This window comes from Sphingomonas sp. LR55 (assembly GCF_036856015.1).
Lineage (GTDB): Bacteria > Pseudomonadota > Alphaproteobacteria > Sphingomonadales > Sphingomonadaceae > Sphingomonas.
Genome location: NZ_JASPFO010000001.1, coordinates 101,469 through 113,796 on the forward strand (window position 1 = coordinate 101,469; position 12,328 = coordinate 113,796).

Genomic DNA, 12,328 nt, shown 5'->3' on the forward strand with positions numbered 1-12,328 from the left:
CCCGGTAGGGCCCCGTCAAAGTATTACTTTGATGGGAACCCGTCGCGGGAGGGGAGGAGCGAGGCTTACTCCGCCGCGATCTGGATGCCGTCGCTGTCGAAGCCGGGCTCCGACTGCTTCAGGTCCACATTCAGGCCGAGCGAGCGCATTTCCTTGACGAGCACGTTGAAGCTCTCCGGGATGCCGGCCTCGAACGTGTCGTCGCCCTTGACGATCGCCTCGTAGACCTTGGTGCGGCCGACCACGTCGTCCGACTTCACCGTCAGCATTTCCTGCAAGGTGTACGCCGCGCCGTAGGCCTGGAGTGCCCAGACCTCCATCTCGCCGAAGCGCTGCCCACCGAACTGCGCCTTACCACCCAGCGGCTGCTGCGTGACGAGGCTGTACGGCCCGATCGACCGTGCGTGGATCTTGTCGTCGACCAGATGGTGGAGCTTCAGCATGTAGATGTAGCCCACCGTCACCTTGCGATCGAACTGATCGCCGGTGCGGCCGTCGAACAGGTCTGACTGACCCGACGTGTCGAGGCCCGCCAGCGCCAGCATCGCCGAAACGTCGGCTTCGCGGGCACCATCGAACACCGGCGTCGCCATCGGCACGCCACCCTTCAGGTTCTTGGCGAGCTCGACGATCTCGTCACCCGTGCGGGCGTCGATCTCGGCGTGATACTGCTCGCCGTACACCGTCTTCAGGCGATCACGGACCGCCTCCGGCATCGCACCCGGCTTGGCATCCGGATTCTCTTCACGCCACGTCTCCAGAGCCGCGGTGATCGACTGACCCAAGCCACGTGCGGCCCAGCCCAGATGCGTCTCGAAGATCTGACCGACGTTCATGCGCGACGGCACGCCCAGCGGGTTGAGCACGATATCGACCGGCGTACCGTCGGCGAGGAACGGCATGTCCTCCGCCGGCAGGATGCGGCTGATGACGCCCTTGTTGCCGTGACGGCCGGCCATCTTGTCGCCCGGCTGCAGCTTGCGCTTCACCGCGACGAACACCTTGACCATCTTCAGCACGCCCGGCGACAGCTCGTCACCACGCTCCAGCTTCTCGCGACGATCGTGGAACTTGTCCGTGATCAGCTTGGCTGCATCGTCATACTGGATCTTGACCGCTTCCAGATCGCTCTGGACCTTGTCGTCGGCGACCGCGAACTTCCACCACTCGTGGCGGTCGACGCTGTCGAGCAGATCCATGTCGATCACGACGCCCTTCTTGACGCCCTTCGGCGCCGAGGTGGCGGTCTGGTCGAGCAGCATCTCGCGAAGACGCGACCAGGTCGCACGGTTCAGGATCGAACGCTCGTCGTCCGAGATCCTTCTTCAGGCGCTCGATCTCCTCGCGCTCGATCGCCATCGCGCGCTCGTCCTTGTCGATGCCGTGACGGTTGAAGACGCGAACGTCGACGACCGTACCCGACACGCCCGGCGGCAGGCGAAGCGACGTATCGCGAACGTCGCTGGCCTTCTCGCCGAAGATCGCACGGAGAAGCTTCTCCTCCGGCGTCATCGGCGATTCACCCTTCGGCGTGATCTTGCCGGCAAGGATATCGCCCGGCTCGACCTCTGCACCGATGTAGACGATGCCCGCCTCGTCGAGGTTGCGAAGGGCTTCCTCGCCGACGTTCGGGATGTCGCGCGTGATGTCCTCAGGCCCGAGCTTCGTATCGCGAGCCATCACCTCGAACTCGTCGATATGGATCGACGTGAACACGTCGTCCTTCACGATCCGCTCGGAGATCAGGATCGAGATCCTCGTAGTTGTAGCCGTTCCACGGCATGAACGCGACGAGGCTGTTGCGACCCAGCGCCAGCTCGCCGAACTCGGTCGACGGACCGTCGGCGAGCACGTCGCCGGCACGAACCGCATCGCCCACCTTCACCAGCGGACGCTGGTTGATGCAGGTCGACTGGTTCGAGCGCTGGAACTTCATCAACGTGTAGATGTCGACGCCCGACTTGCCGGCATCGATCTCGCCGGTTGCCCGGATCACGATACGCGCCGCGTCGACCTGGTCGACGATGCCCGCACGCTTTGCCGAAATCGCTGCACCAGAGTCACGCGCAACCGTCTCTTCCATGCCGGTGCCGACGAACGGCGCCTCGGCCTGGACGAGCGGCACGGCCTGACGCTGCATGTTCGAGCCCATCAGTGCACGGTTGGCGTCATCGTTTTCCAGGAACGGAATGAGCGATGCGGCGACCGAGACGAGCTGCTTGGGGCTGACGTCCATCAACGTGATGTTGTCGGGCAGCGCCATCAGGAATTCGCCAGCCTGACGCGACGACACCAGCTCCTCGACGAAGCCGTTCGACGAGATCGAGCTCGGCGTTGGCCTGCGCGATCGTGTGCTTGGCCTCTTCCATCGCCGACAGGTACACGACGTCGTCGGTCACCTTGTGGTCGACAACCTTGCGGTACGGCGTCTCGATGAAGCCGTACTTGTTCACCCGCGAGAAGCTGGCGAGCGAGTTGATCAGGCCGATGTTCGGGCCTTCCGGCGTCTCGATCGGGCAGATGCGGCCGTAATGCGTCGGATGAACGTCGCGGACTTCGAAGCCGGCACGCTCACGGGTCAGACCACCTGGTCCAAGTGCCGACACGCGACGCTTGTGGGTGACTTCCGACAGCGGGTTGGTCTGATCCATGAACTGCGACAGCTGCGACGAGCCGAAGAATTCGCGGACCGCGGCAACCGCAGGCTTCGCGTTGATCAGGTCGTTCGGCATGACCGTCGAGACGTCGACCGACGACATGCGCTCCTTCACGGCGCGCTCCATGCGGAGCAGGCCGACGCGGTACTGGTTCTCGAGCAGCTCGCCGACCGAACGGACACGACGGTTGCCGAGGTTGTCGATATCGTCGATTTCGCCCTTGCCGTCCTTGAGGTTCACGAGCGTCTTGATGACCTCGAGAATGTCCTCGGTGCGCAGCGTCGTCACGGTGTCCTCGACGTCGAGGTCGAGACGCATGTTGAGCTTCACGCGGCCGACCGCCGACAGGTCGTAGCGATCCGGATCGAAGAACAACCCTGAGAACAATGCCTCTGCCGTTTCCAGCGTCGGCGGCTCGCCGGGGCGCATCACGCGGTAGATGTCGCTGAGGGCCTGCTCGCGCTCTTCGGCCTTGTCGACCTTGAGCGTGTTGCGGATCCACGGACCCGTCGCGACGTGATCGATGTCGAGCAGGTCGAGACGCTCGATGCCTGCCTGGTCGAGCAGTTCGAGGTTCTCGGACGTAACTTCGTCACCGGCTTCGATGTAGATGCGGCCGGTCGACTCGTCGATCAGGTCATATGCCGAATAGCGGCCGAAGATTTCCTCGGTCGGGATCAGCAGGTCGGTCAGGCCGTCCTTGAATGCCTTGTTCGCAGCGCGGGGGCTGATCTTCTGGCCGTTCGGGAACACGACTTCGCCGGTCTTCGCATCGACGATGTCGAACATCGGCTTCTGGCCACGCCAGTTCTCGACCTGGAACGGAACGATCCAGCCACCCTGGCCGCGGACGAACGTCACGCGGTTGTAGAAATAGTTGAGGATCTCTTCCGACGTCATGCCGAGCGCGTAGAGCAGCGCCGTGACGGGCAGCTTGCGCTTGCGATCGATGCGGACGTTGACGATGTCCTTCGCGTCGAACTCGAAATCGAGCCACGAACCGCGATACGGAATCACGCGTGCTGCGAACAGATACTTGCCCGATGCGTGCGTCTTGCCGCGATCGTGATCGAACAGGACGCCCGGCGAACGGTGCATCTGGCTGACGATGACGCGCTCGGTGCCGTTGATGAAGAACGTGCCGTTCTCGGTCATGAGCGGCATGTCGCCCATGTACACGTCCTGCTCCTTGATATCGATGACCGACTTGGCCTCGGTATCCGGATCGACCTCGAACGCGGTTAGGCGCAGCGTGACGCGCATCGGCGCGGCGTAGGTGATCCCGCGCTGGCGGCATTCCTCGACGTCGAACTTCGGCGGCTCAAGGACGTAATCGTCGAAATCGAGATAGGCGGTGCCGGCGAAATCCTGGATCGGGAACACGCTGCGCAGCGTCTTCTCGAGACCCGAGACGTGGCCGATCGACTTGTCGGAGCGCAGGAACTGCTCGTAGCTCTCGCGCTGGACTTCGATCAGGTTCGGCATCTGCACGACTTCGTGGATGTTGCCGAAAACCTTGCGGATACGGCGCTTTGCAGTGCCGTGTTCGATCGCCTTGGATGCCATAGGTTTATTTTGCCTCGTCAGCCGAAAATTCGTGCTCGGGAACCCCCGAGCGGGACGCACGTTCACGCAAAAAGGCCGCGCGCATCAGGTGCGGCGGCTCTCAGCGTATGAAACCTCGGTATCCAATACGATCGACACGCTGCGCGACGGCATGTCATTTCCCGGATGCTGTGGTGAAATGCGGATATAGGCGTAGCACGGCGTCATGTCAAAGGGCGGATGTCGATGTGTGACGCAATGCTCTAGCTATCGAGATTGAGGGCCGAGATTGAGGGCGGGTCGTTTTGAAACGCCGAGAGTGTCGAAAATACTATAGATTGTGGATCGCCTGCAACGCTAGGCGCATCCGCAGTAGGGCGTCGATCGTATACGTATGGGGGATACGGCAGGATGAACGACAAGGTGACAACCGACAGGGTGATGGTCCACGCGGCCTCCGACGAGGATCGCGCGAACTGGGCGCAACTACTCGATGATCACAAGCGGATCGCCGAGCAGTGCGTCGTACTCGCCGATCTGGCGCAAGGTTCACGCGAGCAGAGCGGCATCGCGTCGCGCAAGCTGATCGAACTCGCGATCACCGTCGCCAAGCATCTCGACCTTGAGGACGAGGTCATCGATCGCACGGTGATGGCGATGGAGGCGAAGTATTCGCCCGACACGATCGCGACGATGGAGGAGAATCTCGACATCCTCCGCTCCGACTGGAAGGCGTTCATCGGTCACTGGCTGCCGATCATCGCGCCCGGCGAATGGGAAAAGTTCGGCGTCCAGGCGGAATCGATGCTCGATCGGCTGTCGAGCCAGGTGATGCTCGAGACCGAGATCCTCTACGACCATGCGCTGCGCGACGGTGTCGTGCGTCCGGGTGGCCTGGTGCTGCACTGAGGGACGGCGGGGCGACTAGCTGGTAATGTCAGGGCGAGTCCGCCAGATAGTACCACCCCGGCGAAGGCCGGGGCCCAATTGGTGAGGTGGTCGTAAAGGAGCGCCGCGCTAAATCATCGGCGCCCCCCAATTGGGCCCCGGCCTTCGCCGGGGTGGAGCCGTTGTGGATCGTCAGCGAGGCCTCGGCGCTGGCTACCGCCGCTTCTTCTTCGACGGCACGGCAATCACAGGCGCCACCGGCACCGGCGGTTGCGCCACAACCTTCACCACCAGCGGCAACACTCCCGGATCAGCCGGATACAATCGCCGCGCCCGCGCGAACACGAACCGCGCCTTCGCCGCGCCCGGGGCGGCCTCGGTGGCCCCGACCCAGCGCCAATGCCACGGCTCCCACTTCACATGCTGTTTGTTGCCACCGGGAAAGCTCTGCTCGAACCCGAACCGCGGCGCGTTCGCCCGCAGCCAGCGCGCGGCAGGCGTCGCGGCCATGCACGCCTCCGCATCGGGACACCCGTTCGCCGGCCGCACCGCGAAATCCAGCGCAAAGCCGGTCGAATGTTCGCTATACCCCGGCGGCGCGACCGAGATCGCCCGATCGGCCGGGCTGCTCGTCTCGCCGCGACAGAAGACGCTGCGCTGGCGGGCGATCGACCGCTGGCACGACAGCGCGCGGAGCTGACCCATCACCGAAGGATCGCCCTGCGCCGCCGCGAACAGTCGCAACAGGTCAGGAAGGATGTCGGCACGCACCACGCACGGATTGCCCACGGAATATTCGGACGGCAGCGTGACCAGCTCGGTTTCGGGCGCGTCGCCGTAGGGCAAATGCCCGAACGCGCGACCGTCGGGGGCGATCGCGGCGCTCTGCCCTTCGCACAATTGGGCCTCCGCCACGGTCGGGGCGAAGAGGAGCGCGAGAGCCAGCGTGCGGTGCAACATCGACGCGGGCTCTGGCACGCAGGCGCTAATGATGGCAAGGGCGGCGGCATGCATGGTGAACGCGTACTCTTCCTCGACGGCGAGGCCCTGGTGATCGACAAGCCCGCGGGGCTGCCGGTCGATCCGCCCCGCGATGGCTCGTTGAGCCTCGAAAATCATCTCGAAAGCCTGAAGTTCGGCTTCCAGCGCTGGCCCAAGGCCGTGCACCGGCTCGACCGCGACACGAGCGGCTGTCTGCTCCTGTCGCGCAACCCCAAGGCGCATGCCCGGTTGCAGCAGGCGTTCGAGCAGGGACTCGTCTCGAAGCGCTACGTCGCGCTGCTCGACGGCGTGGTTGAAGGGACGTCCGGCCTGATCGAGATGGCGCTCGGCAAGGTCAGCACGGCCGAAACCGGCTGGCGGATGGTCGAGGACCCCGAGGGCAAGAAGTCGCGCACCAAGTGGCGCGTGCTCGAGATCAGGGACGGCCGCTCGCTGGTCGAGTTCCTGCCCGAGACCGGCCGCACGCATCAAATCCGCGTCCACGCCGCGAGCGGCCTCGGTGCGCCGGTGGTCGGCGATGGCGTCTATGGCAAGGCGGACGGGCTCGGCATGATGCTCCACGCGCAACGCCTGATCGTGCCGCGCCCGGGCAAGCCCGATGTGCTCGCCGAAGCGCCGCTCCCAGAGCGGTTCGCGAAAGCCGGGTTCGCCGACGAGGCGGCTTCGGTCGCGAACGTAGCTCCGGCTGCCGATGCGGTAACGGCGCCCGACTCCGCCGACGACTGAGCGGGCGAGGGGCTGATGGTCGCGATCCCGATCACCCGATCGATCTCGATCGACGACAGCGAGCTGATCGAGAGCACGACCCGTTCGGGCGGCCCGGGCGGTCAGCACGTCAACACCACCGACAGCGCGGTGATCCTGCGCTTCGACGTCGGCCTTTCGCCCGGCCTGCCGCTGGCGGTGAAGAACCGCATAGCGGTGCTGGCCGGATCGCGCCTCACGCGCGACGGCGTGCTGGTACTCCGCAGCGAAGGCTCGCGGTCGCAACTGCTCAACCGCCAGGAGGTTCGCGAGCGGCTGGTGGCGCTGATCAAGGAAGCGACGATCGTCCCCAAAGCGCGCCGCGCGACCAAGCCGTCGAAAGCAGCCAAGGCGCGGCGGGTCGATACGAAGAAGGTACGGAGCGGGGTCAAGGCGGGCCGCGGCAAGGTCCGCGACGATTGAGCGACACTCTTTGCCGCTCACCCGCCCCTCAAAGCCCGTTGCCGCTCACCCGCACCTCAAAGCCCGTCACCCCAGCGAAAGCTGGGGTATCCTTGAGGAACGGACCGCCGGCGCCAACATGGAGATCCCAGCTTTCGCTGGGATGACGAATTTTGGAGCGTGCCAGTTCCGTCAAGTCGCCGACCAAGGAAGACAGATGTACCAGTTCAATATTGCCGCCGGCACCAAGGCCGATCTCTACCGCGACCTGCTCGCCGCGCTCGACGCGCTGACCGCGGACGAGACCGACCCGATCGCCAACATGGCCAACGCCGCCGCACTGGTATGGGAATATCTCCCCCACCTGAACTGGGCAGGCTTCTACCGGCTGGTCGAAGGTGAGCTCGTGCTCGGCCCGTTCCAGGGCAAGGTCGCCTGCATCCGCATCCCGGTCGGCAAGGGCGTCTGCGGGGCCGCCGCCGCGACGCTGAAGACGCAACTGGTCGAGGACGTCCACGCGTTCCCCGGTCACATCGCCTGCGATGCGGCCAGCCGTTCAGAACTGGTGGTGCCGGTCACCAAGGACGGGGCGTTGATCGCGGTGCTCGACCTCGATAGCCCGGAACCCGCGCGGTTCGACGCCGAAGACGCGGCAGGGTGCGAAGCACTCGCGGCATTGCTCGCCGAACGTCTCGCGATCTGATCCGTTTCGGGACGGCACGCTCGCTGGCGAGTCCCTCCCGGCTTTGGTAAGCAACCTGTTAAGATATTCGGCGTTTGCGCGGGATAGGGTGGCGAAACCAGGGAGACGGACATGCGGAGGCTTTTGATCGCAGGCGCGGGGATAGCACTGGCGAGTGGCGGCGCAGCGGACGCGCAGCACCGCCCCGGCGCCAGCTACGACGTCCCCGGCACGGTGATGCAGGCGCCGATGCAAGCGCCGTACCGCCCGGGGCCGATCGCCGCCCGTCCGCCCGTCGTCTACACGTCGTCACAGCCTGCCGGTCACCGCGCGTCGCGCTGGGGCAGCAAGATCGGCGGGCGCTGGTGGGGCGGGGCGAACGCGCCAGGCGGCTGGGCCGCGTACCGTCGTCCGCATCGGGGCTGGGCGGTGCCGGGCTATTGGAACGCGCCGCGCTTCTACATCAACGACTGGTCGCGCTATGGCCTGCCGCAGCCGCCACAGGGGTATAACTGGGCGCGCTATTACGATGATGCCGTCCTGATCGATCAGCGCGGTTCGGTGTACGATACGGTGAGCGACACCGACTGGGACCGCTATGACTCCGGTGGTTACACCGCGGTCGCGCCACGGGATTATGCGCAGAACGACTCGGTCTATGCAGGCCCGGCCGACCGCGGTTATGCCGCACCCTATGACGACCGCGCACCGCGGCGCGACACGGGTCTCGGCGGCGCGGCGATCGGTGCGGTCGCAGGCGGCGTTGCAGGCAATGTCATCGCAGGACGTGGCAATCGCTTGGGTGGCACGCTGATCGGTGCAGGTGTCGGGGCAGCGGCGGGCTATGCGATCGACAAGGGCGAAGATCGCGGTCGGCGCGCACCGCCGCCACGGGCCGATTACGGCGCGGGCTATGCGCCGCCGGCTACTTACGCGCCCGTCTACGCACCCCCGTCTCCTATGGCGCTGGCTATGCGCAACCGCGTGGCTACGCCGCGGCGCCCGGCGGAAGCTGGGTTTCGCCCGACGGCCTGACGACGGTGACGACGACCAGCGGCAGCGTCTATCCCGCCGGCGGAACCACGGTCGTGGTCCAGTCCGCCCCGATGGTAACGACGACGACCACGACCGAATATTACGACACGGTGTCGTACACGCCGCGAAAGGCGTGGCGAAAGCGCGTCCGGGCGCGTCCGACGTGCAACTGCCGTTGACCGCGATTTGCTGCCGCTCAGCCAGCGGATCAGCCGGAAAATCAGCGCACGTCCTTAGGGGCGTGCGTTTTTTTGGCCTGTCACCCCTGTCGCGAGCTTGGCTCCGGTTGGAGCCCAGGCGCTCCCGAGACCATAACCACCTAATCCGCTCGATATGAATATAGGATATCGTATATTATATTTGACATAATCACGGTGACGTGATGGATTGCGCGCAACATCCAAACAGGGGCGCGGGCACTCATGACATTTTTGGTCGGAAAACTTCGTAATCGGTCGAGCTTGGGCGCGATGGTCGCGATGCTGCTCTCGTCGAGTGCCTATGCGCAGGTCGTGCCCGTGCCGCAGCCAACCGCCGAGTCGGGCGCAGACGACGCCATCGTGGTCACCGGCACGCGCATCCGCCGCCCCGATCTGGCCAGCAACAGTCCTATCACCTCGGTGACGGACCAGGAGATCAAGTATCAGGGCGCGGTCAACGTCGAGAACGTGCTGAACCGCCTGCCGCAGTTCACCGCCGACGCGAACGAGAACGTCTCGAACGGGTCGGACGGCACCGCCAACATCAACCTGCGCAACCTGGGCTCGAACCGCACGCTGATCCTGCTCAACGGCCAGCGCTTGATGCCGCAGCAGGCGATCGATCTGAACTTCGTGCCGTCGGCGCTGATCGACCGGGTCGACGTGGTGACCGGCGGCGCGTCCGCGGTCTACGGCTCGGACGCGGTCGCGGGCGTCGTCAACTTCGTGCTGAAGGATCATCTCGACGGGCTGCGGATCGACGTCCAGTCCGGGCTTGGGTTGCACACCAACGACAACAGCGGGGTGCGCAACGTCCTGACCACGCGTGGCTATGCGAACGCGCCGGGCCGCGTCGCCGATGGCGGCAAGCAGGACCTGAACGCGGCGTACGGCAAGAATTTCGCGAACGGGCGCGGCAACATCACCGTCTATGGCGGCTATCGTCACACCGATCCGGTGCTCCAGGCGAACCGCGATGTCTCCGCCTGCGCGCTCAACCCGTCGGATGCCGCGGGCAATGGTTTCATCTGCGGCGGATCGAGCAACACGCCGATCGGAACGTTCGTGCCGCTCGGCGGGCCCAACTCGGGCAGGACGCTGACCAACAACGCCAACGGCACGCCGACCTGGGTGCCCTACACCTCGGCCTATGCGTACAACTACGCGCCGACCAACTACTTCCAGCGCTCCGACGAGCGCATTACCGGCGGCGCGTTTGCCAAGTTCGAGATCGCACCGATCGCCGAAGTCTATGGCAGCTTCATGTACATGAAGGATCACACCTTCTCGCAGGTCGCGCCGTCCGCATTGTTCCTCGGCACCACCTTCACCGTCCCCTGCAACAACCCGCTGATGAGCGCGTCGCAGCAGCAGTCGCTGTGCGGCGCGGCGGCGGGGACGTCGGCGACGCAGGATACGTTGATCGGTTATCGCCTCGGCTCGGGCCAGTCGCGTCGCGACGATCTGCGCCATCAGGACTATCGCTATTCCGCAGGTGTCCGTGGCGATCTCGGTCACGGCTTCCGCTACGACGTCAACTATCTGCATTCCCTGGTGCGCTACAACGAGACGTATCTGAACAACGTCGACAATGTGAAGGCGCAGCGTGCGCTCGACGTGGTCAACGTCGGCGGGGTTCCGACCTGTCGCTCGGTCATCGATGGCAGCGACCCGGCGTGCGTGCCGATCAACGTGTTCCAGGCGAACGCGATCACCGATGCGCAGGGCGCGTACCTGTTTTCGGAGAGCAACACCGCGTCGCGCAACGTGCTGGACGTGATGTCCGCGAACGTGAATGGCGACCTCGGGACGTTCGGCATCTCCAGCCCCTGGGCGAAGCGCGGCGTCAACATCGCGCTGGGCGGCGAGCATCGTCGCGAGACGCTCAACTTCACCGCGGACGCGATCGCGCAGCAGGGCGGCACGACCAATTCGGATGGCCGCATCACCGTCAATGAAGGCTATGGCGAGATCGAGATCCCGATCCTGCAGGACCTGCCGTTCGCGCACGAACTGACGCTCAACGGCGGCCTGCGCTATTCCGCGTATCGCAACAGCCAGCAGTCGACCGGGTTGAAGTCGCAATACAACGTCTGGACCTACAAGGGCGAGGCAAGCTGGGCGCCGGTCAAGGATGCGCGGTTCCGCTTCAGCTATAACCGGGCGATCCGTGCGCCGAACATCGGCGAGCTGTTCGGCTCGCGCTCGATCGGCAACGTCTCCGCACAGGATCCGTGTTCGGGGACGTCGCCCACCGCCTCGCTCGATATCTGCCGCCTGACCGGCGTGATGCAGGCGCAATATGGCAACATCGTCGAGTGCCCGTCGGATACGTGCTCGGCGCAATATGGCGGCAATTCTGCGCTGAAGCCTGAAAAGGCCGACACCTATACGCTCGGCATGGTGCTGACGCCGCGGATGGTGCGCAACTTCACGCTGTCGGTCGATTATTACCACATCAAGGTGAAGGACTATATCAGCTCGGTCGATCCGTCGCTCGCGATCAGCCAGTGCGTCGCGGCGAGCGATCCGTTCTATTGCGGGCTGTTCACGCGCGACCCGCGTTCGGGCGCGCTGTTCGGCAGCAACGGCTATATCGTGTCGACCACGTACAACACCGGGTCGCTCAAGACGTCGGGGATCGATCTCACCGCCGATTACACGCTGGGGATCGGCGCGCTCGGCAAGCTTAACCTCAACATGGTCGGCACGCGGCTGATCTCGCAGGTATCCGAGCCGCTGAAGGGGCTGGGCAGCTATGACTGCAAGGGGTTGTTCGGGTACACCTGTGGCCAGCCCAACCCGAAGTGGCGGCACGTGATGCGCACCACATGGCAGATGCCGCAGGGCGCGAGCGTGTCGGTGTCGTGGCGGCATATCGACCAGGTCAAATTGTCGTCGCTGTCGGACAACACCTTCCTCGCGGGGACGCCGAGCGTGATCAACCGGAAGATCTCGGCGTACAACTACATCGATCTCGCGGGCACGGTCGCGGTCGGCGAGGGGCTCCAGCTTCGCGCCGGCGTCAACAACCTGTTCGACAAGGATCCGCCGGCGATCGCCTCGGGCATCCTGTCGTCGTTCGGCAACGGCAACACCTATCCCGGCGTGTATGACGTGCTGGGCCGCACGCTGTTCGTCGGCGCGACGGTGAACTTCTGACGCTTGGATAA

Annotated in this window: 8 protein-coding genes and 1 pseudogene; 7 read left to right on the forward strand and 2 right to left on the reverse strand. The window is 64.9% G+C overall.

Annotation, left to right across the window (positions count from 1 at the left end; all coding sequences use genetic code 11):
• Nucleotides 1-65 precede the first annotated feature (65 nt).
• Nucleotides 66-4,223: pseudogene (rpoB, locus tag QP181_RS00530) on the reverse strand (DNA-directed RNA polymerase subunit beta).
• Between the two features lie 390 nt (nt 4,224-4,613).
• Here rpoB and QP181_RS00535 point away from each other — a divergent pair.
• Nucleotides 4,614-5,111 (forward strand): hypothetical protein, encoded by a 498-nt coding sequence (locus QP181_RS00535; protein ID WP_333927231.1) that lies wholly within the window; start codon nt 4,614-4,616, stop codon nt 5,109-5,111.
• A gap of 192 nt (nt 5,112-5,303) precedes the next feature.
• On the opposite strand, the gene QP181_RS00540 is transcribed toward QP181_RS00535, so the two are convergent.
• Nucleotides 5,304-6,104: a M15 family metallopeptidase gene (locus tag QP181_RS00540; RefSeq protein WP_333927232.1), complete on the reverse strand. Its 801-nt coding sequence runs from the start codon at nt 6,102-6,104 to the stop codon at nt 5,304-5,306.
• Between QP181_RS00540 and QP181_RS00545 the strand changes: the two genes are divergently transcribed.
• The 6 genes from QP181_RS00545 to QP181_RS00570 all read left to right on the forward strand — a co-directional run bounded on the left by QP181_RS00545 (nt 6,099) and on the right by QP181_RS00570 (nt 12,317).
• The gene (locus QP181_RS00545; protein WP_333927233.1) at nt 6,099-6,818 is read left to right on the forward strand and encodes an RluA family pseudouridine synthase; all 720 of its coding nucleotides are present in this window, start codon (nt 6,099-6,101) and stop codon (nt 6,816-6,818) included. The genes QP181_RS00540 and QP181_RS00545 overlap by 6 nt on opposite strands.
• Before the next feature lie 15 nt (nt 6,819-6,833).
• Nucleotides 6,834-7,259 carry an alternative ribosome rescue aminoacyl-tRNA hydrolase ArfB gene (arfB, locus tag QP181_RS00550; protein WP_093399511.1) on the forward strand — a complete coding sequence of 142 codons (426 nt, stop codon included), beginning with the start codon at nt 6,834-6,836 and terminating at the stop codon, nt 7,257-7,259.
• Between the two features lie 196 nt (nt 7,260-7,455).
• The gene (gene msrC / locus QP181_RS00555; RefSeq protein WP_333927234.1) at nt 7,456-7,941 is read left to right on the forward strand and encodes a free L-methionine (R)-S-oxide reductase MsrC; all 486 of its coding nucleotides are present in this window, start codon (nt 7,456-7,458) and stop codon (nt 7,939-7,941) included.
• Nucleotides 7,942-8,052: 111 nt separating this feature from the next.
• Nucleotides 8,053-8,955, forward strand: coding sequence for an RcnB family protein (locus QP181_RS00560; RefSeq protein ID WP_333927235.1), 903 nt, complete (start codon nt 8,053-8,055; stop codon nt 8,953-8,955).
• A 5-nt stretch (nt 8,956-8,960) separates the two neighbouring features.
• Nucleotides 8,961-9,134: a hypothetical protein gene (locus QP181_RS00565; RefSeq protein WP_333927236.1), complete on the forward strand. Its 174-nt coding sequence runs from the start codon at nt 8,961-8,963 to the stop codon at nt 9,132-9,134.
• A 243-nt stretch (nt 9,135-9,377) separates the two neighbouring features.
• A complete protein-coding gene (locus QP181_RS00570) occupies nt 9,378-12,317 on the forward strand; it encodes a TonB-dependent receptor (protein WP_333927237.1) in 2,940 nt (979 codons plus the stop codon).
• The last annotated feature ends 11 nt before the right edge of the window (nt 12,318-12,328 follow it).

Bases quoted from the DNA above. Each gene is read 5' to 3' on its own strand.
- QP181_RS00535 (WP_333927231.1), top strand. From the start codon at position 4,614: ATGAACGACAAGGTGACAACCGACAGGGTGATGGTCCACGCGGCCTCC.
- QP181_RS00545 (WP_333927233.1), top strand. From the start codon at position 6,099: ATGCATGGTGAACGCGTACTCTTCCTCGACGGCGAGGCCCTGGTGATC.
- QP181_RS00540 (WP_333927232.1), bottom strand. From the start codon at position 6,104: ATGCATGCCGCCGCCCTTGCCATCATTAGCGCCTGCGTGCCAGAGCCC.
- arfB (WP_093399511.1), top strand. From the start codon at position 6,834: ATGGTCGCGATCCCGATCACCCGATCGATCTCGATCGACGACAGCGAG.
- msrC (WP_333927234.1), top strand. From the start codon at position 7,456: ATGTACCAGTTCAATATTGCCGCCGGCACCAAGGCCGATCTCTACCGC.
- QP181_RS00560 (WP_333927235.1), top strand. From the start codon at position 8,053: ATGCGGAGGCTTTTGATCGCAGGCGCGGGGATAGCACTGGCGAGTGGC.
- QP181_RS00570 (WP_333927237.1), top strand. From the start codon at position 9,378: ATGACATTTTTGGTCGGAAAACTTCGTAATCGGTCGAGCTTGGGCGCG.